The organism is Myroides sp. A21 (genome assembly GCF_000807225.1).
GTDB lineage: Bacteria > Bacteroidota > Bacteroidia > Flavobacteriales > Flavobacteriaceae > Flavobacterium > Flavobacterium odoratimimum.
In genome coordinates, this window is the sequence record NZ_CP010327.1 from 3089372 (window position 1) to 3115852 (window position 26481).

The window sequence follows — 26481 nt, forward strand, 5'->3', positions numbered from 1 at the left end:
CTAAATTTTTTCTGTATTTGATTTGATAAAATCTGTTACTAAATAAGTGATTAACTTTCCTACAAGATGACTGTTCTGTTCGAAATCTAAAGAAGGAGCCCCTTCACAGATGTGAATATATCCAACATTCTTAGATTTAGCAAAGTAGTGTATGAACTGTCTCAACCTCTCAGCAGAGAACCCTGTAGGTGTGATAGCACTACTAGCTACTAGTGGTACAGCATCTAAGTCTATTTCGATACCATAAGTATTGTTTTCAATATGTCGTTGAGCAGTTAGTAATTCGGTGTCAAAAGATTTCTCTTTGCGAATGCGTATTTGCTCATAAGTATTATACTTAACGCGGTCTGCATGAAGTTTTATATCCCCAAAAACAGTCTTAGAGGTATAGTTCTCATGAAGACCGAAGATAAAATAGTTCTTTAAAAAACCTTCTTCGAATGCATAAGAAAACCCGTTACCGCTATGTCTTCCTTCTAGTGGTCTAAAATCTGTATGCGCATCAAAGTTGATTACATTAATGGCTTTGCCCTTGGCTAAGGCAAGTCCTTTAATATTACCATAAGCATTATTATGTCCACCACCTATAACAATAGGTATTTTGCCTGCCTTTACAATTTTAGCGATGGTATGTGATACTTCTTTATCTATACGAGACACTAATTCGAAGAGTCTTTTGCGATCTTCTCTATTATTGGGGTCTAGTTGTTCTGCTTCTTTTTGTTCTTCACTGAAATCTAAATGGCCAATTAACGTAGTCCAGCTTCCTTTACAGAATCTGTTGTGTTGAATATTTAAAAGGCTGTTTAAGAAATTTTGCCAAGCAGAAGAAGTACCTGTACGGCCTAGATTAGCTTTTACACCTATATCTTCAGGAATACCAATAATAGCATATTTAGCGTCTGTAGCGGCTAATTCATTATGCCAATTCTCTTCTGATTCTAAAGTGTGAACTCTTTCACCAAATTTGATTTCCCCACTTCTGAATTTGGTCAAGGCAACCAAATCAGTTTTCTTAAATAACACTAGTTTTTGTTTGTTCATAGCGATGTTGTTGTGATGCAATTGATACTAGGGTATCTTTTATTTTTGTATTTGTCCATTTAGAATTACCTGATCTATAAGGTTAGAACCAAAAGCATAAGGTAATTCATAAAATGAATTTAGTGGTTTTGTGATAATTAAACTAGCTTTTTTACCTTTTGTTATACTACCGTACTCTTGTTGTAGTCCCATTGCATAAGCTCCATTTATTGTAGCTGCATTAATCGCTTCTTCAGGAGTCATTTTCATTTTGATACATGCTGTAGCTACGACAAAGTTCATATTCCCAGATGGTGTAGTACCAGGGTTAGAATCAGAAGCTAAAGCTAGTGGTAGACCTGCTTCTAACATCTTTCTAGCAGGAGTATAAGGAATAGAAATAAAGAAAGAACATGTAGGTAAGGCTACAGGCATCGTTTTACTTCCTTTTAGGATTTCGATATCTTCGTCTGTTACTATTTCTAGGTGATCTACTGATAGCGCACCATTTTTCACACAAGTTTCGATTCCTCCAATAGCAGTAAACTGGTTAACATGTACTTTAGCAATAAGCCCGTGTTCTTGTCCTGCTTTAATGATACGCTCTGTCTCTTCACAAGAGAAATAACCTGTCTCTAAGAAAGCATCTACATACTCAGCTAAGTTTTCTTTAGCAATAGCTGGAATCATTTCATTGACTATAAGGTCGATATATCCCTGGTGGTTATCTTTATATTCAGTAGGGAAGGCGTGAGCACCTAAGAAAGTAGCTTTAATAGCTATAGGGTAGTTTTCTTTTAGTTTTTTAATCACGCGTAGCATCTTAAGCTCAGCTTCTACTGTTAATCCGTATCCTGATTTTATTTCGACTGCTCCAGTACCTTGACTGATTACTTCTTCTAAACGTTTGCGAGACTGTTCATATAAATCTTCTTCTGAAGTTTCTTGTAGTTTTTTTGCAGAGTTTAGGATTCCACCTCCTCTGTTGAAAATTTCTTCATAACTAAGCCCATTGATGCGGTCTACAAACTCTAATTCTCTATTACCAGCATAGACTAAGTGTGTATGACTATCTACCCATGTAGGTAAGATGGTTTTCCCAGTAGCATCTATTACTTGACCCATTTCACTTTCATTAGGACAAGTGTCCATCGTACCATAATCCGCTATCAAGTCGTGTTCTATAATTAGATATGCATTGTCTAGCTTAGGTAAAGTTGCCATATCAGCTCCAGATACTTTCTCTATAGCTTCATTTCTAACTTGTAGTATTTCTTTTATATTCTTAATTAGTGTTTTCATATTTGTTTGAGTTGTTTTTTTAGGCTTATAAATGAGATAAAAGTCTAAAAACTTTTATCTTTAAGCAAATTTACAAAATGTGAGACGAGTTAAATATAAGAAAACTAGAAAACTTCAGCCAAATTCTCTAGAATACGCAGGTTCTTTTCCAGAGGTACCTATTTCTATGCAATTGTTTATCTACGATGAGAATACATTCGAGGAGTACAATGATTTAAGTTTGAAGGAAATAGAAGAGATATTATTAGCAGCATCTCCTCATGCTATAAAGTGGTTTAATCTACATGGACTACATGATATAGATTTATTAAAAGAAGTTGGAAGTTTTTTTCATATAGAATCTTATATCATGGCAGAGATTCTAAATTTCTCTAGAAGAACAAGAGTAGAGGAGTTAGATAATACACTGTTCTTTAGCGTTAAGGCCATTTTGCCGTCTTCTAATGAAGATATTCTAGTAGGGATAGAACAGATAAGCTTTATCCTCCAAGAGAATGTACTGTTGTCATTTCAAGAGAAAAGAGGAGCGTTCTTTAATTTGATCAGAGAGCGTATTAGAACCAAAACAGGACAAATAAGAAGAAAAGATTCAGGATATCTATTGTATGGCTTATTAGATTCTTTAATGGAGAGTTATTTTGTAACCTTAGACTTGATAGAAGATAATGTAGAACAGATTCTTTTAGAGGCTAGAACTAAATATCACAAGCAAATTCTGGTAAGTATAGAAGAATATACTCAACAACTACAAGAGGTAAAACGAGCTATTATACCGCTAAGAGAAGTGCTATACAACCTAAAAACACAGCATGATAAAAAGAATGTAGAGAGTCAAATCAGCAGAAATAGTATTGTTTTCTTTGACCGATTACAGTATAAAAGCTATGAAATGCTCGATCAGATAGATTATAATCTAAACAAACTAGATAGTGCTACCAACTATTATTTCTCTTCTCAGAGCAATCGAATGAATGAGATCATGAAGGTATTGACTATTGTCTCTGTAGTCTTTATTCCGCTAACATTTATTGTTGGAGTCTATGGAATGAACTTTGAGAATATGCCAGAATTAAAAACAGAGAATGGTTATTTCTATACTTTATGGGTAATGTTAGGACTGGTTGTTCTCATGATAAGTTATTTTAAATGGAGAAAATGGTTCTAATAAACTTCTTGTTATATTATATTGACTGTAAAAGTCGAGAAGGAAAGTTTAACCCAGATTAAGCATTAGCCAAAGACTGCAAAGCAATTCTACTTCATATCTTTTTCATTTCTTCTAAAACCATACTACAGTATGCTTTTTTCTTAAATTCAGAGCTATTTTGTATAATTACTTTTCGTTTCTATGTCTATCGCTTAATCTGGGTTTAAAAACAATATCTTTGTTTTATGATAGATAGCAAAGAAATATTAAACTAATCTTGATAGAGTATTTGGTAGAGCTTTCAATATTTTAAGAGTTGAAGAATGAAATAGTTGTTTAGCTATTTCTTTCGAAGAAAAAGTGCTTACTTCCACTTTTTTCCATTTTCTTCCATTCTTTTCCAAATATTTCTCAATATTTCCAAAAAAGTCTATTTATTTCCACTTTTTAAATCATAAGTGTTTTATTATCAGTATTTATGAGTTTTTGATACACCCATTTATTCGGAAGCTCTTCGGAAGAGTTCAGTATTTGTTCGGACTGAGGGGCAGTTTTCCGAAGAGCACCCAAAGACTGCCCAATAAACTCCCGAAGAACATGCACTTAGTTTTCTAATTTTTAATGATCTTTAAGGATATATTACTTATTGATAATCAAAGTAATTTTGCTGTTTTAGTAACGTTTAAAAATTACTATAGGATACAATAAAAAAAAGCTCTATCAACAACAATAGAGCTTTCATAATAGGAAACAACATTATAACTTAAATAGAACGTTATGTTCTATGATAGTTCTTTTTTAGCACTCAGTCTCTTTGTTAAGTATTAAAATACTGAATGATAGTGTCTTACTCAGATAAGACGTAAGATTTACTTGTAATAAGTAAGGAGTATTAAATAATCTAGTATTTATACTTCTATTCTTCTTTATTATTAATCTTGTAGGACAAAAGTATAAAAAAAGCACAGTATAATTTCCTAATTTGACGCTAAAACTTACTAAAAGTGTCCTTTTTGCGAATAAAACTTTTTGATTGTTAATCTATATCTCTTACAACTTCAAATTATACTAAAAGAGATTAAGTTCTTTAATTAAATATAGAAAACTGTAATACTTTTATGTTTGAACAAGCTGTTTTTTTAACTTAAAATGCCTTTTTGGTCATTTTCTTTGAATAATATTAAGCTTTTATACAGGGCTAGAGCATTATTGACAATATCTGGCTGTGCATATCTTAATATAGATTAAGTATAATCCATATTAATAGGAGTAATTTTATAGTATAATAAAAAATGATAAAGATGGAAATAGGAATTAGCATGTTTGGGGATTTAAAATTCGACAAACAAAACAATAGTTATCAGTCAAGTACACAACGTATAAATGAGATTATAGAGGAAGTTAAGTTAATGGATGAAGTAGGATTGGATGTTTTCGGTATAGGAGAACATCACCGTAAAGATTACGCAGTCTCTACTCCAGATATTATATTAGCTGGTGCAGCTACAGTAACTAAGAATATCAAGTTGACGAGTGCTGTTACTGTATTGAGCTCTAATGACCCTGTACGTGTATATCAATCATTCTCTACTATAGACGCTATGTCTAATGGTAGAGCAGAGATTACAGTAGGACGTGGAAGTTTTATAGAGTCATTCCCTTTGTTTGGATACGATCTTAATGATTACAATGAGTTGTTTACAGAAAAACTTAATTTATTGTTGAATATCAATGCAATAGATGGTCCATTGACTTGGACAGGAAAACACAGAGCTTCTCTAAAAGAACAGCAGGTTTTCCCAAGAAGTGAACAGCCAATGGATGTATGGATTGCAGCAGGAGGAACACCGGAGTCTGTATTAAGAGCAGCTAAATTAGGATTGCCACTTGTGTTCGCTATTATTGGTGGAATGCCAGAACAGTATAAACCATTCTTTGACTACTATAAACAAGAGTATATTAATGCAGGTCATGATATTAGTAAAATGCAGATCGCTACGCACTCACATGGATTAGTAGGAGTAGACGGAAATGCTTTAGCTAAAGATTATTTCCCTGTATATAAAGAACAGATGGATAGAATAGGGGCATCACGTGGATGGCAACCTTACACTTATGAGCAGTATGAAGGAGGAAGAAGTAGAGACGGTGCTTTATTCATAGGAGATGTGGATCAAGTAGTAGATAAGATTTTATATCATCAAGAGATGTTTGGGTTAACACGTTGGTTAATGCACAGTGATTTAGGAGCGCCTGATCACTTAACACAGATGAAAAACATAGAGCTATTAGGTACTAAAATTGCTCCTGCAGTTAAAAAAGCATTGCGTAAATAATACCAATGATTATAACAAAAATAAATTCCTTTAGTAAAGTCTTTACTAAAGGAATTTATTTTTGTTATAAATGTCTTTTTAAGCATAGTATAGCTTCTTCTATTTGTCGTTCTGACAATGATCCAAAACTAAACCGTATTCCTTGTAATTTATCACTATAGGAGAACCTTTCAGGCCCCATAAAAGCAATTTTATCTAGGTCTAGTTTCTTTTTGAGTTTGTCCCAATCTGTTTCTTTTTTAGGAACTAACCATATTGCTAACCCTCCATCAGCGATTGTATAATTTACTTGTTCTTTAAGGTTTTTATCTAGTAAATCGGCAGTTATATCTCTCTTGCTTTTATAGTAGTTATGTGCTTTTTTTAAATGTTTTCTTATGGTCCCGTCATCCATTAATTGTAAGATAGCTTGTTCCATGATATTGTCACCTTGTACATCGATGATACTTCTTAGTTCACCTATTTTTTGAATCAGATCATTGTTAGTCGCTATATAACCGATACGTAGAGAAGGAGCTACGACTTTACTTAATGTTCCTATATATACGTAGTTTAGTACATTCGGAAGACTACTAATCGGCATAACGGGTCTATGTCCGTAATGAAATTCATAGTCGTAATCATCTTCTATAATAGTAAAGTTATACAAGTTAGAGAGCTCTATCAGCTTATATCTCCTCTGTAAACTAAGGGTTGCTGTAGTTGGATATTGGTGATGAGGAGTAATATAAATAGCTTTAATTCTTTTGTTTTCTTTTAAAAGGCTTTCGACTTGATTGATATCAATTCCTTGATCATCTACATTAGCATATAACAATTTTGCTCCAGCATGCTCAAATGTGTGCCAGGCTTTTCTATATCCAGGATGTTCTACTATAACATAGTCATCTTTCTTTAGTAGTACTTGAGCGATAAGGTACATTGCCATTTGACTTCCTCTAGAAATACATATTTCTTCGGCAGTTACTTGCATACCTCGCCAATGATTTAGCATTTTACTAATATGTTCTCTAAATTCAAATAACCCTAGAGGAGATGAGTATCCCATCATCTGCCACTTTCCTTTTCGCTTAAATATTTGGCGATAAGCTCTTGCTAATTCTTCAACAGGAGCAATAGAAGTATCCGGGTTTCCATCATCAACAGTGATATTGTATTGAATAGTTGATTTACTTTCTTTTTTTATAGGAGTTTTATTGAGAGGAGTTATATTTATGTCAGCAAGTTTAGAGACGTAAGTTCCACTACGCGATTTGGACATAATCCAACCTTCACTTAATAAGACATCATAGGCTTCTATAACTGTATTTCTGTTTACTCCTAAGATTTCTGCTAACTTTCTACTTCCTGGTAGGGCTTCTTCCTCTTTTAGTTGACCTGTTTTTATAGCTTCTATAATAGCATCAGCTATTTGGAGATAGATAGCTTTTTTTTCAGTATTAATAATTTGAATTTGTAAGGGCCAAGGTCTAAGCATATTAATAAAGTGTGTGAAATAAGTAAATGAGTTTAAATCAATCTAAGGCTATTTAATACAAAATAGAGATTAGATATAAAATCAAATCAAAGGTACAATGAAAAAGAGAATTTTGTTTCTTTATTTATAAAAGTGAATGTAGTCCTTTAATGACTTTTAATTTTTCTTGTTTATTAATTTTATACAATAGGGTTGTTTTTCTACACAAGAGGTTCCGTCTGGAGAAGGATAGCAGTTAGGGGTATTATTAGGTATAATACAGTTATTACTACCGTATATAAGATACTCACCTTCTACACGGGGTATAGAAACGAAATGAGCAAGAGAAATAAGAGTATAATCTTTATTTTTGGAAATAAAATAGTATACATTATTAAACTTCGAGATTGTTAGTGTAGGAGAAGTAATTTTAGATACATGAGGGGAAAAGTACTCTTCTATCTCAGCTTTAAGAGCTTTAGGTTTGATTAAGAACTGATAAGATTCATTGCCTATGGAATCTCTTATAATTCGAACAATATTCTTTTCTTGTAGGGTTTTCTTTTGATAGGCAGTGATTGTAGTCTTTTTATTCTGACCCAAACAGTAAAAAGAATATAGAAAAAAAATAAGTAAAAGTCTCATTATTAAAAATTGTATGTGTTTAATAATGACTGCACAAACACTATTCCAGTTTTAAGATAAGGTATGTGTAAAAGGTTAGTAAGGTGTGAAAATCTGTGACCTATAAAACAAGTTAAAACTGGATTAAAAAATATTTTATTCTCCTCTTTTTAAAGAGGAAGTAATTGTACCTATATTTATATATAGGAATGATGACAAAGCCTTTTTCTTTTAGTTTTTTCGATATAGAAGTCGGTAAATTCTTTATAATACATGAGTTCTTTCCTTTTATAGCAGATTCTTTTAGTTGATTTATTATTTTTTTGTATTGATCATTAAGAGCATTTTCTGCAATAATATTTAGTTCTTCCGCTGTCATTAGATTCTTAATTAAATATATTGTATCGCTGTAAAATTATACAAATGATTAAAATAATTCGCAAAAGGTGTTTTTTTTATATTATTTTCATTGATTGTAAGGGATTTTTTATTGAATTCATTATTTAGAAGTATAACTACTAATAATGTTTCTTTTTTGAAAGCGAAATCGATAACAATGACTTTGTAAATTAACAATAAGTGACAACTATGGTGTAATATTTGAGTTTTTTAATTTAAATTAGAATAAATAATGAAATTGTGTTTCGTATATTTATTTATTGTTAGGTAAAAAGCAAAAACAAAACATATTACTCTAAATAAAACAACTATAATGTTAAAAATTATAAAATAAAGTGTAGTTTTGTGTAAGGAGAATAATAATGTTTATTAGTCTATACTAGAATGATATGAAAAAATTACAATTAATAACTTTAGGACTTTCTTTATTTAGTTTTATTTCTGTATCTGCTCAGAAAATAGAGGGTAAGGTATTTGATAAAAAAACAAATAACCCGATAGGAGAAGGAGAAGTAACATTCTTTAATTCATCAGGAGATAGAATAGCTACAGTATATACTTCTGCAGATGGAGCTTATGTTTTCGAACCTAAAAGGATGACAGATATTCATAAGGTATCTACAGCTGCAAAGAATTATAGTAAAGCAGAGGTTCTTTTGAATCAAATGGATAATGGTGTAGTTGCTAATTTTGGATTAACAAGTGTAGTAAGTGAATCTCAAAATAGAGGTAATACAATAGCAAGTGGCGATTATAATACAACTAAAACTTCTAACGTAAACTATGATAGCTCTACATTGCCATCCTTTTATTACGATTTTAATAGTTCTTATTTGAATACAGATAATAAAGCATCAGTGGATGAGATAGTAGCTTATATGTATAATAATCCAGAGGCTAGAGTGAGAGTTCACGTTTATTTCGATACGAGAGGTAATGCTAAATATGATGAGTGGTTAGCTGATAGACGAGCAGATAGAGTTATTAATTATATGGTCATGAAAGGAATTTCTCCTTCGAGATTATTAAAATTAGTTGAAACTGTGTATCAGAATGTGCCTCCAAAAGAAGGTAGTTATAGAAGTGGAGGATCAGAAAGTAGAAGATGTGATTTCGACCTTATTTAAGGGATAAGTATAAATATAAAAGCTGGAAGTAATGAATACTTCCAGCTTTTTTTATGCTGTTTAGTTTTAGACATAGCTGCTATAAATAAAGTTTCTGAAAAATCGTTGGAGTTGGGACATTTGTCTTATTTTTGAACTTTAATAACAACACTAACACACAATGACATTAAAGTATCAAGGAAAGACTAAAGATGTATATAGTCTATCAAACAATCAAGTTCTTTTAAAGTTTAAAGATGATGTAACAGGAGAAGATGGTGTATTCGATCCAGGTGCAAATACAGTAGGTTTAACTATTGATGGAGCAGGTAAGAGTGGATTAAAAATGACAAAACACTTCTTCGAAGTTTTAGCACAAAAGAACGTCCCTACACATTATGTTTCGGCTGATATAGAGGATGTATCGATGGTTGTAAAAGAAGCGATACCATTTGGTAAAGGATTAGAAGTAATCTGTCGTTACAGAGCAGTAGGAAGTTTCTTTAGAAGATATGGGGCTTATTGTACAGAAGGACAACAACTAGATAGCTTCGTAGAAGTAACCATTAAAGATGATGAAAGAGCTGATCCAACTATTTCTGACGATGCATTAGAAATGTTAGGTATATTGTCAAAAGAAGAATATGCAATTTTAAAATCTCGTACTAAAGAGATTTGTCAAATTATAAAGGATGAGTTGGCTACTAAGAATTTAGAGTTATATGATATCAAATTAGAGTTTGGAAGAGATAAAGCTACTAATGATATTATCTTAATAGACGAGATTTCTGGTGGTAATATGAGAGTGTATAAGGACAATGTCTACATCGCTCCATTAGATTTAGAAAAAGAGTTTTTAAAATAAGAGAAAATAAAAGAGGGATATTATTATAATATCCCTCTTTCTGCTTAAAACCTTTATTTAATAGGTTCATTTGTCGATTCAACATTGCTTTTTTGCTCTTGAATATTTTCATTTGCAATAGCATTAGTTGTATTTGTTTCTCTTGTAGCTTGTTTGAATTCTTTAATTCCTGTTCCAAGTCCCTTCATTAATTCTGGAATTTTCTTTCCACCAAAAAGTAATAAAGCTATTGCAACAACAACTATTAATTCAGAAGGAGCTACTCCGCCTAATGGGATAATTGTTGAAACCATATTGTAAATATGTTTTGATTGAGGAAAACAAATGTAATTAAGAGAAATCTTAATTAATTTTTTTTAACATGATTTTAATTTGCGAATAAAGGAATTACTCTCTACCAATTACTCTTTTATCAACATAATTAGAATTCATAATTCTAAGAATCCCCATATAGCTCATATGAAATGAGATCGTGTCACCCACTTTTAAGTTTTCTGGGTTATCTCCTAGATCCATAACCATCATATCAGAACTAGATCCAACGAATTGTTGTTTAGCATTGATAGGTGTAATGTGGTCTTCTTCTATATCTAATAACCCTAAGTCTATAATGGCTCTATAATTCACACTATTTTCCCATTCTGGTGCTAACTCTACTTTCTCTCCTGTCATTTTCAATCCAATCTCTCCCTCAGGCATCATCGGCTTTTCATATAGCTCAATAATTTCTGCATGAAGCATAAAGATATTCTGTTCGAAATCAGGATAAGCTACATTGTCATAGGCATTGGTTCCCATAAATAAGGTTTCTCCAATTCTAAAGTGATTAATAGCTGTAGGGATAGTGTCATTTAATATTAAAGGAAGCGTTACAGATGCACCACCAGATAGATAGGGGATTCTCTTTTTAAATTTGAGTTCCAGTAAGTCTCTAAATAGCGTTAATTGGATTAACTTATCATTATTAGGTAATACGCCATACATGCAGGTAAGATTAGTGCCTAGTCCAATAATATCAATGTTAGGTAGTTCAAAGACTTGGCTGTAGAAGTCTATCAGTTCTTCTCTTAGAACACCTTCTCTTAGTTCGCCAAGTTCTACCATAATAACAATTTTATGTACAATGTTTTGACGCTTCGCTTCTTCAGAAAGAAGTTTGATCGTCTCTAGTTCTGTATTAAAACTGATATCTGCGTACTCAATAATTTCTTCAATACTACCATTAGGGGCAGGTTTAATATAAATGGTTTCAACTGTAGGATCAATTTGTTTGATCATTCTTAAGTTAGAAACTCTAGAGTCACATATTTGTTGAGGGTTTAATGCTAAAACCTCTCTGAGGAAGGTCTCATCACCACAAAGTAATTTTCCTACAACAGCCCAGTGTATTCCTTTCTCCTGAAATAGAGCATCTAGCTTGTTGTAATTATGTTTTAATTTACTTTGATTTAATGTTATATAAGCCATCTTCCTATTTTGTTAATCTCATTTCTATGTATTTTTTCTCAAAGCCTTTTCGTTCATATAAGTTTTGAGCAGGATTATCTTTATCTACATGTAGTGCAATAGAACCGTGGGCCTCTTGTTTTAATCTATCTATTAATTGTCCTCCTAGACCTTGACCACGTACACTAGAGTCTATCGCGATATAAACAAGAATATGTTCAGGGATAAATCCTCCCATTAAGGTGTCTAGTAAGACTGTAATACCAACAATCTCTTGTTTTGGATTTTTGGCAACTAATACAAATCCACCTGGTTTGTTGTCATAAGAAAGAGCGTAGTGAATTGCTTTTTCTATATCTTGTTTCTCGTCTCCATATTGTTCTAAATGAAGGTATAGAAAATCAACATATTCTTTGATTTGTGATTCGTTTGTAGAGGTGTGTTTGTCTATTTTATGAATTGAAAGCATAAAAAAATGTTTATATGCTTATTTAGGCTTTACAGAAAAGATGAAGACAAAATAGAAAAGGTAAAAACCTTTGATTTGAAAGTAAAAAAATAGAAACGAATATTGTGTTTCTACGGAATATCTCTTTTAATAAAATAGCTAAATAAGCTTGATTAAATAAATTTGATTTTTGTAAAAATACAAAAAATATGATATTTTGACAAGTTTAAATGATATTTGATGAGAAAAAGTAATTTTTATTGATTGTGGTTGCGCTTTGTTTTTATAAATAAAAGTAGGGGCAATACCTTTATTATAAAGGGTTTAGTAATGGTGTAGTAAGAGAGATAAAAAGACAAAACTAAAGTATACTTACTATTAACCCAAATGCGATTAATAAGTAACTTTATCACAATTATCTAAGAAGTAAAACAAACAGCAATATAAATAATGGTATGATAAAATATTCAAATATCGGATTTAAAAATGCTGTTTTTTATTCGTATTTAGTGATAAACTAAAGGTGGTTTTGTTCTGACTTCTTAGAGGATTGCTTGCGGGTTTCTTGCACCTTTCTTCGAGAAAAACACCTTCTGGGCAAGGAAAGCCCAAGAAAACTCCTAGGAATCCCCTAAGAAGTGCAAGCAAAACGCTATTATCTTATTCATTAATACCGAAATTACAGCATTGTGTACTCATACTTCTATTTTTGATTTACCAAATAAGGATCATCTCAAAATAAAGTGTAAAGCCTTTTAATCCGGGTTTAACCCAAAATACGGATTAAAAAAAGGCTAATAGTGAGTTCTATTAACCTTGTATATTTATTGAATATCTAGTCGATATGTTTTGCGTTCTTTGTGAATCTCTGGATCTAGCTGTTTCCAGAGTTGTTGAATTTTATTGTTTTCAACCAATAGAGGATTAGTCTCGACAAATGTGATATTGTGTTTTGAAAAACACTTGTATATCTCTTCAAAAATTATTGCAGTTACTCCTTTATTTCTATATTCAGGATCTACACCAATTAAATAGAACTCTGCATGACTGTTTTTCTTAATTGCTTGTAGTAAATGCCAAAAACCAAAAGGGAAGAGTTTTCCATTAGCCTTTTGGAACGCTCTTGAGAATGAGGGCATTGTAATGGCAAAAGCAATCATTTTATTATTTTCATCCATAATACAAGAGATGTAGTCTGGATGAATAAACTGTAGGTATTTCTTTTTATAGTGCTCTACTTGAAAAGGCTCTATAGGAACAAAGCTTTGTAAGTCTGCATAAGTCTTGTTTAATAGAGCAAACATCTCATCAACATAAGGCATTAGTTCTTTAATCGTTTTGAACTCTAGTACTTTTACATTGTATCTCGTTTTTACAAGAGAAGACATTTTGTCTATTTTCGGTTTGTCAAATTTAGAGATATCGAGTTTGTATTCAATCCATTCAGCCTCAGGTTTAAAACCAAGTTGTTGCATATGTTGTGGATAATACTCGAAGTTGTATAATCCTATCATGGTTGCTATATAATCAAACCCTTTAGTAAGCATTCCTGCTTTATCCATATTAGAGAATCCCATAGGACCTTCTATATATTCCATCTTTTGGCTTTTACCGAATGCGATAACAGTGTTTATTAAAGCTTTTGTCACTTCAATATCATCAATCATTTCTAACCATCCGAAGCGCACTTTAGGCTTGTGTAAGTCTTTTACTTCTGTCCAATTGATACAGCAAGCAACTCTTCCTACAATTTCATTGTTTTTATAAGCTAGGTAAAAGTGAACATCTACAGTTTTGAAGATATCATTGTTTCTATCAAAACTTTTGATTTCTTCTTTAATCATAGAAGGAACCCAGTACTTATTGTCTTTATATAGTTTAAAAGGGAACTTAACGAATTCTTTAATTTCTTGATTCGTTTTAGCTTCTCTAATTTCAATCATTTTGTTTCGTTTTTTAAACTCAGGATTACAAAGATACTTATTTGTAATATTAGAAAAACAAGGTTTGTCTAATTAAAAGTACAGTTGTTATAGTAGTTTCTTGATAGTAAGGAGTTCGTTATACTTTTGTTGTTTAGGATAAGACCGAATAGAATAGTTTTCTTTAGGAAATAAAGTGTAAAAATGCTCATTACGAGTCTCATCTTCTTTTGTCAGTACTATGGTATTGAATAATATGAAACCTTTTGGGTTTAGTAATTCTTGTAGCCTCTCAACAAAATAACGTTCAAATAAGAAGTCGGGCATTCTTGCATCTTGGAAGATATCTATGATGATTAGATCATACTGTTCTTTAGAACGCAAGACAAATTCAAAAGCATCTATGTTGTGAATAACGTGGTTAGTGTTGTACTTTTCGATATCAAAGTACTTTTTACCAATAAATAGAATAGCTTCATCTAGCTCAACACTATCAATAGCACTCTGGTATTTTACTTCATCTCTTAATGTCTTTAGAACTCCACCTGCTCCAAGACCAAGGATAAGCACCTTGTTCATTTTTTTGATTTTCTCAAAACCTATAAAGCTTAGACCGTTCTTTAGTACTTTTTCTAGATTACCGTAAGAGTAGTTGGTGTGTTTAGTATCTACTACTAGATGTCCATCAATCCAAGTTACTTCTAATTGTTGACTAACTTTTGAGGGAATTTTCTTTTCTATAACTGGGGTAAAATAACTTAGGATTTTCTTTATCATTTTTTTCTAGCTCAACTTTCCTTCAAAGATAAATCAAATATTAGATACCTAAAACGGCAATTTTTACTAGGTGATATGGATTAGAATTATCGCGGTTTAAATTGACTAAATGTTCCATCTTTATAAAAAATAATCACCTGTTCAATCTCTCCTTTATTAGATCCTAAAGCAAAATGAGGGAGAATATTTTCAGTACTATTTTCTTCTTTTTGGTCGTGAATAGAGGTGGTTTTTTCCGTTGTTATTTCTTCTTTTTTCTCTACAAAACTTGGAGCTAATTCTTCTTCTTTTTCAGCCGAAAAAAGATCAGTTGAGTAAGGAGTGGTCATTGGAGTAGAAGGAGGAGTTTGGATAATTTTAGTGATAGTAGTGGTATTGTCTTTCTCTAAATAGTTACCCGTTCCTTTGATTAACCATTCCAAACTTAGCTCAGGAAAAGCTTCGTTTACTTTTAAAATAAAGTCTAAACTAGGTTTATTTCTACCTGACAAAAGGTGAGATAAACTAGACCTTTGAACACCAACTTTGTCTGCAAAAGAAGAGGCAGAGTAGTCATAGTTGTGAAGTATAAATTCAAGTCTGTTTACAAAGTTATCCATAGCATTTTGTTTATAGAAGTAAATAGTTATAGTGTTTACAAATGTAATATTGTTTATAATATTACAAATGTATACATATTTAGAATTGTAAACAACACTAAAGTTTATGTTTAAGTAATAATATATAAAGTACTGATAAATAATTAAGTAGCTAGCATTGTTTAATTTTGTAAACTTCTAAAGTGTTGCTGATGGTAGTTATGGTTTAAGTATGTTACTTTTGTAAACAAAGAGTTACTTTAAATTGTTTACAGATGTAAAAGATAAGTTATTTACATTTGTAACATCATATAATAATAGAGGGATGAACTATAACTTTTTAGTAGATAACTATACCAATAAATGTGTGTCAGGTAGATATGTGACAGCTGACATGATTGTTGATTTTTTAAATGACTTAAACCTAAACTTCAAGGTTGAGGAGAAAGGAAAATCAGTAGAAGGAAGATTGATAAAAACGATAACATGGGGTGTTGGTAGCACGCGTATTTTTATGTGGTCTCAGATGCACGGAAATGAATCTACAACAACAAAAGCAGTATTAGATTTTCTTCTTTTACTCCATCAAGAAAAAGAGAGTTTCATTAAAGAATGGTATGCTAAATTTACCTTTTATATAGTGCCTATTCTGAACCCTGATGGAGCACATTATTATACTCGAGTAAATGCAAATCAGGTAGACCTTAATAGAGACTCTATTGACCTTAGTCAACCAGAAAGTAAATTGCTTAGAACTTTATTAGAAGAGTATAAACCAGACTATGCATTTAACCTACATGATCAGCGAACAATATTTGGGGTAGGAGAGACTGGGAAACCTGCTACAGTTTCTTTTTTAGCTCCTTCTTATAATATGGAAAGAGAGATTAACGATAATCGCTTAAAAGCAATTAAATTAATCGTGTCAATGAACAAAGAACTTCAAAAGGTAATTCCAGGACAAGTAGGAAGGTTTGATGATGGGTTTAATATAAATTGTATTGGAGATTATTGTCAATCACTAGGTATACCAACCATATTATTTGAAGCAGGACATTATCCTGAGGATTATATAAGAGAAGAAAGCAGAAAGATTATATTTAGAAGCTTACTAGTGGTAGTTTCTGAGATATTTTCTTCAAATTATGAGAATAATACAGTAGATTCCTATTTTAGTATTCCAGAAAACAGTAAAAACTTCAATGATATAGCTATTGAATTTGTCAAACTTAAAGAAACTGACGAGGATTATATTGTGAAAATCCAATATTTAGAGCAATTAGAAGAAGATAATGTTAAACTTTATCCTATAATTGTTGATATTATTAAAAAAGAGAGTAAATTTGTCCATCATCGTATAAAAGAAAATCTCTTTTTTAAAGAAAGTATTGAAAATATTGATGAAGTACTAGATAAAAGATTAACTGAGGTTATTGATTTAAAGGCTGAAGAGGTTAATTATTTATTAAAAAAATAATAAAATTTATTTTTTTTTCAGAAAATCCAAATTTTATTTAGTATTATTGTACAGAATTATAGATTATAATAAGATAAATAATTGATTTATGAGTAAATTTCGTTTAGATGAAATCGATCACCAAATCCTAGATATGTTGATTGACAATACGAGAGTTCCTTTTACAGATATAGCAAAAAAACTATTAATCTCTGCAGGTACTGTTCACGTTCGTGTTAAGAAAATGGAAGATGCAGGAATTATCCAAGGTTCTTCTTTAACATTAGATTATGAAAAATTAGGATATGCTTTCATCGCATATATTGGAATCTTCTTACATAACACGTCACAAACTAAGTTTGTATTAGAGCGTATTAATGAAATTCCTTTCGTAACTGTAGCGCACGTAACTACAGGTAAGTTTAACGTGTTCTGCAAAATTAGAGCGAAAAACACACGTCATGCAAAAGAAGTTATTTACATGATTGATGATATCGAAGGAGTTTACAGAACTGAATCAATGATTTCTCTAGAAGAAAGCATCAATGATAAAAAACGTTTAATGCATACAATCTTTAAAGAACTTTAAGATTAGAATGTATATCACATATAAAAGAGAGTATCTACTAGATACTCTCTTTTTTTGTATTTATATGGGATAGAGAGTATAAAAATGTCAAGCTGTGATTAGGTTTATAGGGTATCTTTTCTTTTTATTTGTATTTTTGAAAAAAAACCATGGACTCATTAACACAAATCATACTAGGTGGTGCGGTTGGAAATGCTATTGTAGGTCGTAAGATAGGCAATAGGGCAATTCTTTATGGAGCAATAGCAGGTACTATACCTGATTTAGATATTTTGTCTGTTTTTTTTACTGATCCTATCACAGCTGTAGAAGTACATCGTGGGTTCACACATTCTATTCTATTTGCTTTTTTGGGAGCTATTTTGTTCGGTTATTTACTCTATTTTATAGAGAAAAAGAATAAAGTAACTTACGAAGAGGGGTTTTGGCTTTTCTTTTGGGGGTTCTTTACACATGCTCTCTTAGATATGTTTACCACATGGGGCACTAGGCTGTTTTGGCCTCTTGATTACTCTTTTGCATTCAAGTCTATCTTTGTGATAGATCCTTTATACACTTTACCGTTTGCATACTTTTTGGTGCGTTCAATGCGAGAGAAGTCAAATTTAGACAAAAGAATGTTTTATAATAGAATGGGGTTCTATGTAAGTTCATTCTATCTATTTATTACATTAATGCTTAAGGCATTCGCTTTTTACAGTTTTACCGACGCATTAGATCGCCAAGGAATTAAGTACACAGAAATGTCTGTAAAACCTACAGTGATGAATACTATCCTTTGGAATGCTATTGTAGAAACAAAAGATTCTTTTTTAATAGGAGAGTACTCTTTCTTTGATAAGTCTCCTATTACCTTTCAGGAGTTTCCTAAAAACCACACTCTTATAAAGTCTTTAGAGAGTCACCCACTAATTGTACGCTTAGTAAAGATTAGTGAAGGATATTATACTTTTTCTGAAAAGAAAGATGAAGTCTATTTCAATGATTTGCGCTTTGGTCTGTTGAAAAATGAAGGAGAAGAAGTGCAGTTTGCTTTTAGTTATAGATTCTACTTAGATGATAAAGGAGAGCTACAAGTAGAAGAAGTGAAAAAAGAGAGAAAAGATGGTTTTAAATTATTGAAAAAGCTATGGTTTAGACTCCAAGGAGTATAACTAAATGATAAAAACTTATTATTCTTTTACCTATGTCAGCTTATCAAAAACATTTTATTCATATTATTTCAGAACAACTGCCGGAGGGAATAAAGCTAGTTGATTTTATCTCTGAGCTAATTCATTTAGGTAAGGAAGCTTGTTATAGAAGAATCAGAGGAGAAGTGGAGTTTACCTTGACAGAGGTAGTTACGATAGCAAAAGCAATGAACATTAATCTTACTTCTTTAATTATTAGAGAAGGAGGAGATAAGATTACTTGTAACTTAAGAGTATTAAAGGAGGATACTTTAGAACAAGTTTACATCAGGATGATAGAGGCTGAATTAAACGTTTTAGAGGGGTTTGAACAAAAAAGTAGACATACACTTCACATGGTGTGTAAAGAGCTTCCAGAGCTTCTGTATTTAGCTTCAGATAACCTGATGAAGTTGCGTTTAATGAAAATAGAATTAAACCAAGGGGTTTTAATACCGACAGCGTTTAAAAAAATTGAGATAACCTCAGCTATCAAAAGAATTCAACAACGATATTGGCAAGCTTTACATGACTTTAAACTCACTGTGTACTTAGGTCCTGATATATTAAATACATTGGTATACGATATCTTGTATTTTTATAAGATCAATACACTAACAGAAGAGGATAAAACACTAATACAAAATGAACTTAATGAAGTAATAGATCTACTTAGCTTGATAGGAAGCACAGGGAAGTATAAGAATAAAGAGATAGAGCTTTATCTGTCTTATTTAGGATTAGATATTTCTCATAACTATTTAAAATCTGATGGATTAGAAGCAAGTGTAGTACATCTAAGTAGTCCAAATAGTATTTTATCATTTGATCCTGCATTTAATAACGCACAAGAACATCGCATTAACATGATAAAACGGACTTCTACTTTGATTAGTTTGTCAGGAGAACCCGAGAAAGTAGCTTATCTAAACAAGCAGAGAGAGGTTTTAAAAAATATAAAGAGCAAGTAATTGCTCTTTTTTTGTGGGAATAGACATAGATGTTATTCTTTGTTTCGCTATTAGACACAGATTGAAAAGTTCCTTTTCATTTATAGTTGTTATTTGCAGCTAATAAAAATGATGGATCAATGGCAAATAAAGATTTTAAACCAGGCATAGAACAAGCGAAAGCACTTGATAAGGCAGATGTATTATATAGATTTAGAGAAAGATTCTTCCCTTTAGCAGATAATAAGATCTATATGGATGGTAATTCTCTAGGGTTAGCGTCTAAGGATGCAGAGCAAGCTTTGTTACAAGTGATGGAGGTATGGAAAAGTGAAGGTATTCTAATTTGGAATGTAGAGAGTGGACATTACTTTAACTATGGTAAGAATCTAGGAAATAGAGTAGGTCGTTTGATTAATGCACAGGAGAATGAGGTAATGATTACAGCTAATACAACGCTTAATATACACCAGGTTATAGCGACATTCTGGAAACCTACTAAGCAGCGTTATAAGATACTTGTAGATGATTTAAACTTCCCGACAGATAGATATGCTGTAGATAGTCAGATAGCATTAAAGGGGATGAAGGTAGAAGAAGTTTTAAAAGTAGTAGAGAGTAGTGATGGAGTGTTCATTGATGAGGATGCGGTGATAGAGGCGATGACCCCAGATGTAGCAGTGATTTTATTGCCTTCTGTATTGTACAGAAGTGCTCAACTCCTAGATATGCAACGCCTAACGAATGAAGCGCATAAACGCGGTATATACATTGGTTTTGACTTATGTCACTCTATTGGAGCAGTAGCACATGATTTTGACTTAATTAATCCAGATTTTGCTATCTGGTGCAATTATAAGTATCTATCAGCAGGTCCTGGTTCTACAGCAGGTCTTTATATCAATAAAAAACATTTTAATAAATCAGTGGGACTTGCAGGTTGGTTTGGAAATAAAGACGAAACACAGTTCCAACTAAAGCATGAGTTCGAACAAGCTTCTGATATAACAGCCTTTCAGACAGGTACACCGAATATCTTCTCGATGGCTCCTCTGGAAGGAGTATTAAATATATATGAAGAAGCGGGAATGGAGCATATTAGAGCAAAGTCATTAAACTTGACAGCTTATATGATGTATCTCATCGATACCCGACTAAGACTGTATGGATATTCGTATAACAATGAAACAGAGGATTATAAGCGTGGAGGACATGTGGCATTAGTCCATGATGAAGCTTATAGAATTTGTTTAGCCTTAAAACATCATAATATTATTCCTGATTATAGAGAGCCTAATGTTATTCGTCTTGCTCCTATAGCATTGTATAATTCTTATCAGGAAGTCTATAAGTTAATCGAAGTATTAGAAGTAATTGGTCAAGAACAGCAATGGAATAATTTTAGCAATCAAAGAGCAATAGTTATTTAATTTAATATAAAGAAAGACGTTTCAATAGTATTTGGAGCGTCTTTTCTTTTTACTTTTACAATAGAATTAGAAATTGTTTACTGAATGATTATTGATATTAATCAACATAAAATCTCTATTGGGAGTCATTATGACATATTTATTGATGGAGAAAAGATGTATTATGGAAAGCAAAAGCTTTTTAAGTTGTTTGCAGAAGTGAATTTGTTTGCAGAAACAACCAATGAACAAGCCTTTAAGGTCAAAAAGAAGTTCTTTCTGTTGTATCCTACCTATGTATTAACTGATAGTCAAGGAAAAGAAGCTACATTAGAGATGAAGTCCTATTGGAAGACTCATTATCAATGTACTTACCAACATAAAGTATATGATATCTATGCACATCGAGGGCGCAAGTGTTCTGTTTTTATAAATGGAAAGCAAGTAGCATGGTGGGATAAGCAGGCAGTGTCTTGGTTTGATGGAGATAATTATCAAATTATAGCGGATGATGATGTGAATGCAGAAGTGCTGATTGCTTGTTGTTTAGCTTATGATAACTATACTTATAAATCTCAAGATAAAGGTGTGTTTAATTATGATCTAGGTAACTTAATCTTTCAAAACAGAAGTTTTGATAAACAGTGGAAACCTAACAATAAAAATAAATAAAGCATTTTAGGATAAAAAGGCTCTTTAACACTAGTGTTGAGAGCCTTTTTATCTTTAGTTTTATAGAGTCAAACACAAAGATGAATAATGGTTATAGAAGTAGATCAATTGATAGATTACCATTTGATTAAGTACAAAGGGTTTATCAATAAAGAGAAAAGGTTTTATGCAGAACAGAATGCAGATAGCGATTTTGTAGATATTAATTTGTTTTCGACGAGTAGTGATATTCCTGTTTTTAATATTAGAAGAGGAGAAGGTACAGGTCTATTTAAGCCTGCAAAATATGTTTTAACAGATCAGTATGGGAATACAGCAAGGTTAGAAATGCTTTCTTTTTGGAAAACTCACTATCAATGTCATTATAACTATAAGGTATATGATATTTATGCTCATCGTGGACTAAAGTGCTCTATTTTTGAAAACAGGAAACAAATCGCTTGGTGGGATAAGGAAAGAATAAGTATTAGTTATGCTGATAATTATTTTATGATTGCCAATAATGATGTTAATCAAGAATTACTTATTGCTTTTTGTCTAGCGTATGATGATTATCATTTTGAACCAGCAGAATATAGAAGGCATTTCATAAGAGATAAAATAAAACTAAGTATAGGAAATATCTTTTTTGAGAAAAGAAAATTTGATAAAAACTGGAAGGCAAATAAATATTGAGTAAAATAAAATCCAATAGATAATATTATCTAAATTTATAAAGAGAACAAGAACCTTAAAAATATACAGAAATGAGTATTCTAAAAGCAACACAACAAGAACAAGATAACTTCTTTTGGAAGATTATAGATGAATCTAATGATGTAAAAGATTTTGATTGGGAGGAATATGATCAAGATCAACACATTGATCAAATGATTGATTTATTAAGTAAAACAGACAAAGATCATTTAATCGTTTTCGAGAAAGTAATGCAACAACAATTACATAGATTGTACACTGCGGAGATAGCAGAGCTGTACATCGTCTTGAATAATGATTTTGATGTAGAAGACGATGTGATAGACTTTGATGATACGATTTCTGATGATGCATTTATCTATTTCAGATGTTGGTTATTACTTAAAGGTAAAGATTTTGTAGAAGAAATTAGTAGTGATATTCAGAACTTTGTAAATGGAGAATATAGTTTTGATATCGGAGAGTGTGATGCAGAAGAGTTATTGTATGTAGCAGACTTAGCTAATGAAGAGATGACGGGTATCGAAGAGTCAGAAGAAATAAGAGATGCTATTTATGAGTCTTTTCCAGACGTAGTGAACTATGATGATGTAGATGTGAAGATGAATAGAGAGGTAAAAGGAGGAACAGCGCTACAAAAGGCTTACCCAGAATTGGTAGAAGAAATATGTGATGTACGCTCTGACGTAGAAGAATAAGATAAAAAGAAGTTTAAAGCATCTATGCTCTAAACTTCTTTTTTTAATCCAGATTACGATAGACATCTAAACGAAAAGTAATTATATAAAAATAGGCCTGAGTAAGTGAGTATAGCATACTATAGTATGGTTTTAGAGCTAATGAAAGAGCTACGAAGTAGAATTGCTTTGTAGTATTTGGCTAATGCGGAATCTGGGTTTAAATACTAAAAGGTAAATATGAAAGGAAAGACATTGTTTAGGAGTTTGTTGATAGCAGGTTTGTTATTTGTAGCTACAGAAGCACAAGCTCAAAAAATAGAGAAAAATTATAGAGAAGATTGGACTTACTCACATAATAGATATGATGCTCAGTTAGAAAAATCCTTCTTTGGAGGTTTAGATTTCTCAGATAATAATAGAAATAAATTAGAATTTTCAAAAGAGTACCTAAACTTAGAATATAGCGGGATTCTGGAGGATGACGAGTTGCAGCAGTTGTTCTTAATGGACTTAGTTAAGAAGTATAAGTATACTAATCGTTATACAGCAACTTATGAGGTGGATATGTTTGGAAAAGTGACGATAAAAGATAACCAAGGAAACAGGATTGAGTACGGTACAGATTTGTTTGGGAATAAAATTTATGAAGACAAGAAAAGAGGGATTAAGTATTCTATTGGAAAAGATTTAATGGGAGACTATAACTATAAGTCTGGTAGAGAAAGCGCTAGTTTAAAGAAAGATATCTTTGACAGATGGAAGTATACAGATAGTTTTGGTAATAAATTAGAGATAGGACAAGAGACTTGGGGACGCTGGATTACACAGTTTAGAGACGAAGAGGGAGTATTATTTTATTTGATAACCGTATTCTTTAGACCAAATGACAACATTATGTATAGATAAGAAGGAAGATATCATCATTCCTTTTATTAGAATAGGTGATCCTTTATGGGAAGATAAGACTAGGCTGATCATTGAGTCCTTAGCTGATAATTGGTCAAATGATTTAGCTGATCCCAAATCAGAAGAGGAAATACGACTATTAGAAGCAAGAATAGCAACAAGTTTACCAAATTCTTTAAAGGAATTCTATAAAGTGTTTGGGGTAGCTGATATAGGCGAACAGTTAATCAGCTTTGATGAAATAGATTATCTTGGTAAAATATGGGAACCTCACCCAGAATACGGTCCTAGCTTCACACAAGAGGACTTATCAGTGTTACCTTACTTAATTACTTTTAGTGATTATCTAGGTAATGGTAATATGTTCTGTTTTCATAAAGAGACTAAAGAAATCTATTATTTTGACCACGATAGTCAGCCTTATTTGACGAAGATGTTTAGTCATTTTGATGATTATTTAAAAGGGTGTTTGGTTTTTGCACAAGCAGATTTGTTTGGAGAGGTAGGCCAGGATCAAGTTGATCAATGGACAGAACAAATAGTTGATGAGCTGATAGGAGAAGACCTAGTTCGTAAATGGAGATATTAAAATAAAACAATTGGAATGATAGAAATAGCTAATTGGAAAACTTTCGAAAAACAGTATAACTTCGAAGAGTCTGTATATAATTATGTAAGAAAATCACTTGAACTAATCAGCCAATCTACTTTAAAAGAAGAAGTGTTTTGTTCTTTTGCTTTTAACTGTAGTGCATATAATGGATATGTATTATTGAGTTTAGACACCGATATGCTGAATAGAGAGAGAAAGTATTACCCACCAGATTGGACTTATGAAGTTGTAGAAGATTATGTTTTAGAACTTAGAAGCCTTGGTAGTCGCCTTTATGAACCTATAGAAGATGCATATCACAATATTGTAAAGGATTTAGAAGATCAGTATAAGTTCGATGATTTTACTAATGGCTTTTTGACTAGTTTGAGAAGAGTAATGGTAAGGATAGAAAGAGAGAATCTACTATCACAGTATTTAAAAGTAACACCTGAGCTATGGACATTGGTTACTGAAATAGATGCCGATGAAGAGGAAGAAGAAAGCTTGTTACAAGAAGAGCGTACTCGCAGTATGGAAGTATAAAACTAAACAAGGGAAGTAAGTTACTTCCCTTGTTTAGTTTTATAAAGTTCGTTTGCGTACTAACTTATTAACTCTACTCATTAAGATAATACTAATAGTAGATACAACAACAAGTACATAAGCTACGATATTGTAATTAACAAGTGGGCTGTTATCATGCTCTTGGTAGACAATTAGTCCCGCGATAGCAGCAGCAATACCTCCTGATATCTGTTGAAGTGAAGAAGTAATACTCATATAAGCTCCTCTGTCAGCTGTATCAGGCACAGCACTGTTTAAGGCTGATGAAGGAACCATACGACTCATGATACCGATCATCATTAAGATATTTGTTCCAACTACTAGAGCAAAAGGGATTTGAGAAAAATTAGTATAGACCACACTAACTATCATTAACCAAATAGATGCAATGGTAAATAATTTGTATTTACTCACTCTATCACTTAAACGACCTATAAAAGGCATTAATGTTAATGAGGTAACTCCAGATATCATAAATAGGATAGGTAACTGATCTGGATGAACACCTAAGTTATTCACAGCAAAGATAGTTCCGAATGGCATCATCATAAATCCTCCTACAGATAGCATGGTGATAGACATAAATCCTATTCTATAATCCTTGTTTTTCACAGTATTCCACAGATGCGTAAGTACCTTTTTTTGAGGTTGTAGACTTAAGTGATCTCTGACAGGTTTTAAATAGAACCCAATAGCAATAGCGATAAGTATTGACAATCCTACAATCATAAAGAAAGGAGCTTCCCAAAACCATTTGTTAGCAATATATAAGCCTATAGGAATACCAAGTACCTGGCTTGCTCCAAATCCCATTTGTATAAACCCCATTACTCTTCCTCGTTGTTTTAGTGAAAAGATATCTGTGATAATAGCCATAGAGATAGATCCTATAACCCCTCCAAATAGTCCTGTAAAGATGCGAGCAAATACGAGTGTCTCATAAGAGTTTGCTAAACCACAGAATAGGGTTCCAATGATAAAGCCAATGTAGAAGAACAATAATAGTTTCTTTCTATCAAACTTATCCGCAAAGCCTGCTGTGAGTAATCCTGCAGCTCCTGCGCTAAATGCATAAGCAGATACAGCTATGCCAAAATCCTGTGTAGACATAGACAAGCTTTTTAGTAAGAGATCTCCTAGTGGAGCCATAACCATAAAGTCTAAGATAACAGTGAATTGTGTGATGGCTAATATGAAAATAACGAATTTCTCGTATTTGGTAAACTTTTGATCTAGCGTCTGTGTCATAGTAATATATAGAGATATCTCTTTAATTTACATCTAAATAAATTGAAAAGAGTGAAATGCAAATATAAGTCATTATTCTTTTCTTTATCTTTAGCTAGTGAGTACTAAAATAATT

Annotated in this window: 27 protein-coding genes; 15 read left to right on the forward strand and 12 right to left on the reverse strand. The window is 31.9% G+C overall.

The window, feature by feature from the left end:
• Both MYRA21_RS13805 and hutI read right to left on the reverse strand, forming a co-directional pair.
• A complete protein-coding gene (locus MYRA21_RS13805) occupies positions 1-1044 on the reverse strand; it encodes a formimidoylglutamase (protein WP_006261131.1) in 1044 nt (347 codons plus the stop codon).
• 39 nt (positions 1045-1083) lie between these two features.
• A complete protein-coding gene (hutI, locus tag MYRA21_RS13810; protein WP_039329454.1) occupies positions 1084-2325 on the reverse strand; it encodes an imidazolonepropionase in 1242 nt (413 codons plus the stop codon).
• A 79-nt stretch (positions 2326-2404) separates the two neighbouring features.
• Between hutI and corA the strand changes: the two genes are divergently transcribed.
• Together corA and MYRA21_RS13820 are read left to right on the forward strand one after the other, a co-directional pair.
• Complete coding sequence (gene corA, locus MYRA21_RS13815) at positions 2405-3490, forward strand: magnesium/cobalt transporter CorA (protein WP_039329456.1); 1086 nt, start codon at positions 2405-2407, stop codon at positions 3488-3490.
• Positions 3491-4773: 1283 nt separating this feature from the next.
• On the forward strand, positions 4774-5808 hold the full coding sequence (locus MYRA21_RS13820) for an LLM class flavin-dependent oxidoreductase (RefSeq protein ID WP_039329459.1): 1035 nt from the start codon (positions 4774-4776) through the stop codon (positions 5806-5808).
• A gap of 64 nt (positions 5809-5872) precedes the next feature.
• On the opposite strand, the gene MYRA21_RS13825 is transcribed toward MYRA21_RS13820, so the two are convergent.
• The 3 genes from MYRA21_RS13825 to MYRA21_RS13835 all read right to left on the reverse strand — a co-directional run bounded on the left by MYRA21_RS13825 (position 5873) and on the right by MYRA21_RS13835 (position 8267).
• Positions 5873-7285 (reverse strand): PLP-dependent aminotransferase family protein, encoded by a 1413-nt coding sequence (locus MYRA21_RS13825; protein ID WP_006258962.1) that lies wholly within the window; start codon positions 7283-7285, stop codon positions 5873-5875.
• Positions 7286-7441: 156 nt separating this feature from the next.
• Positions 7442-7867: a hypothetical protein gene (locus MYRA21_RS13830; protein ID WP_230486156.1), complete on the reverse strand. Its 426-nt coding sequence runs from the start codon at positions 7865-7867 to the stop codon at positions 7442-7444.
• A 154-nt stretch (positions 7868-8021) separates the two neighbouring features.
• Entirely contained in the window at positions 8022-8267 is a 246-nt protein-coding gene (locus tag MYRA21_RS13835; RefSeq protein WP_006258960.1) for a hypothetical protein, read from the reverse strand.
• A gap of 409 nt (positions 8268-8676) precedes the next feature.
• On the opposite strand from MYRA21_RS13835, the gene MYRA21_RS13840 reads away from it, so the two are divergent.
• Both MYRA21_RS13840 and MYRA21_RS13845 read left to right on the forward strand, forming a co-directional pair.
• The gene (locus tag MYRA21_RS13840) at positions 8677-9414 is read left to right on the forward strand and encodes an OmpA family protein (RefSeq protein ID WP_006261139.1); all 738 of its coding nucleotides are present in this window, start codon (positions 8677-8679) and stop codon (positions 9412-9414) included.
• 160 nt (positions 9415-9574) lie between these two features.
• Positions 9575-10258, forward strand: coding sequence for a phosphoribosylaminoimidazolesuccinocarboxamide synthase (locus tag MYRA21_RS13845; RefSeq protein WP_016649476.1), 684 nt, complete (start codon positions 9575-9577; stop codon positions 10256-10258).
• A 53-nt stretch (positions 10259-10311) separates the two neighbouring features.
• Here MYRA21_RS13845 and MYRA21_RS13850 read toward each other — a convergent pair whose 3' ends face one another.
• The 6 genes from MYRA21_RS13850 to MYRA21_RS13875 all read right to left on the reverse strand — a co-directional run bounded on the left by MYRA21_RS13850 (position 10312) and on the right by MYRA21_RS13875 (position 15450).
• Positions 10312-10551, reverse strand: coding sequence for a twin-arginine translocase TatA/TatE family subunit (locus MYRA21_RS13850; protein WP_006261141.1), 240 nt, complete (start codon positions 10549-10551; stop codon positions 10312-10314).
• 94 nt (positions 10552-10645) lie between these two features.
• Entirely contained in the window at positions 10646-11725 is a 1080-nt protein-coding gene (locus MYRA21_RS13855; protein ID WP_016649475.1) for an alanine racemase, read from the reverse strand.
• Between the two features lie 4 nt (positions 11726-11729).
• A complete protein-coding gene (locus MYRA21_RS13860; protein ID WP_006263519.1) occupies positions 11730-12173 on the reverse strand; it encodes a GNAT family N-acetyltransferase in 444 nt (147 codons plus the stop codon).
• Positions 12174-12976: 803 nt separating this feature from the next.
• Positions 12977-14095, reverse strand: a complete 1119-nt coding sequence (locus MYRA21_RS13865; protein ID WP_006261142.1) for a GNAT family N-acetyltransferase — start codon at positions 14093-14095, stop codon at positions 12977-12979.
• 87 nt (positions 14096-14182) lie between these two features.
• Positions 14183-14851, reverse strand: a complete 669-nt coding sequence (locus MYRA21_RS13870) for a spermidine synthase (protein WP_006261143.1) — start codon at positions 14849-14851, stop codon at positions 14183-14185.
• Positions 14852-14937: 86 nt separating this feature from the next.
• Complete coding sequence (locus MYRA21_RS13875; RefSeq protein WP_039329463.1) at positions 14938-15450, reverse strand: helix-turn-helix domain-containing protein; 513 nt, start codon at positions 15448-15450, stop codon at positions 14938-14940.
• Between the two features lie 244 nt (positions 15451-15694).
• Between MYRA21_RS13875 and MYRA21_RS13880 the strand changes: the two genes are divergently transcribed.
• The 11 genes from MYRA21_RS13880 (at position 15695) to MYRA21_RS13930 (ending at position 25097) form a co-directional block, all read left to right on the forward strand.
• Positions 15695-16906 carry a M14 metallopeptidase family protein gene (locus MYRA21_RS13880; protein WP_039329465.1) on the forward strand — a complete coding sequence of 404 codons (1212 nt, stop codon included), beginning with the start codon at positions 15695-15697 and terminating at the stop codon, positions 16904-16906.
• 88 nt (positions 16907-16994) lie between these two features.
• Complete coding sequence (locus MYRA21_RS13885) at positions 16995-17474, forward strand: Lrp/AsnC family transcriptional regulator (RefSeq protein WP_006258948.1); 480 nt, start codon at positions 16995-16997, stop codon at positions 17472-17474.
• A 149-nt stretch (positions 17475-17623) separates the two neighbouring features.
• Positions 17624-18628 carry a metal-dependent hydrolase gene (locus MYRA21_RS13890; protein ID WP_006258947.1) on the forward strand — a complete coding sequence of 335 codons (1005 nt, stop codon included), beginning with the start codon at positions 17624-17626 and terminating at the stop codon, positions 18626-18628.
• 32 nt (positions 18629-18660) lie between these two features.
• Positions 18661-19617, forward strand: coding sequence for a hypothetical protein (locus tag MYRA21_RS13895; protein ID WP_039329467.1), 957 nt, complete (start codon positions 18661-18663; stop codon positions 19615-19617).
• Positions 19618-19736: 119 nt separating this feature from the next.
• On the forward strand, positions 19737-21026 hold the full coding sequence (gene kynU / locus MYRA21_RS13900; protein ID WP_039329470.1) for a kynureninase: 1290 nt from the start codon (positions 19737-19739) through the stop codon (positions 21024-21026).
• A gap of 84 nt (positions 21027-21110) precedes the next feature.
• Positions 21111-21677, forward strand: a complete 567-nt coding sequence (locus tag MYRA21_RS13905; RefSeq protein ID WP_039329472.1) for a hypothetical protein — start codon at positions 21111-21113, stop codon at positions 21675-21677.
• Positions 21678-21764: 87 nt separating this feature from the next.
• On the forward strand, positions 21765-22352 hold the full coding sequence (locus tag MYRA21_RS13910; protein WP_016649471.1) for a hypothetical protein: 588 nt from the start codon (positions 21765-21767) through the stop codon (positions 22350-22352).
• A 71-nt stretch (positions 22353-22423) separates the two neighbouring features.
• Positions 22424-23071, forward strand: a complete 648-nt coding sequence (locus tag MYRA21_RS13915) for a DUF4240 domain-containing protein (RefSeq protein ID WP_006258941.1) — start codon at positions 22424-22426, stop codon at positions 23069-23071.
• 219 nt (positions 23072-23290) lie between these two features.
• A complete protein-coding gene (locus MYRA21_RS13920; protein ID WP_006263526.1) occupies positions 23291-23959 on the forward strand; it encodes a hypothetical protein in 669 nt (222 codons plus the stop codon).
• A complete protein-coding gene (locus tag MYRA21_RS13925) occupies positions 23937-24548 on the forward strand; it encodes an SMI1/KNR4 family protein (RefSeq protein ID WP_006258939.1) in 612 nt (203 codons plus the stop codon). The genes MYRA21_RS13920 and MYRA21_RS13925 overlap by 23 nt, the downstream gene beginning before the upstream one ends.
• A 15-nt stretch (positions 24549-24563) precedes the next feature.
• A complete protein-coding gene (locus MYRA21_RS13930; protein ID WP_016649470.1) occupies positions 24564-25097 on the forward strand; it encodes a hypothetical protein in 534 nt (177 codons plus the stop codon).
• A 39-nt stretch (positions 25098-25136) separates the two neighbouring features.
• On the opposite strand, the gene MYRA21_RS13935 is transcribed toward MYRA21_RS13930, so the two are convergent.
• Positions 25137-26366 (reverse strand): MFS transporter, encoded by a 1230-nt coding sequence (locus tag MYRA21_RS13935; RefSeq protein WP_016649469.1) that lies wholly within the window; start codon positions 26364-26366, stop codon positions 25137-25139.
• Positions 26367-26481 lie beyond the last annotated feature (115 nt).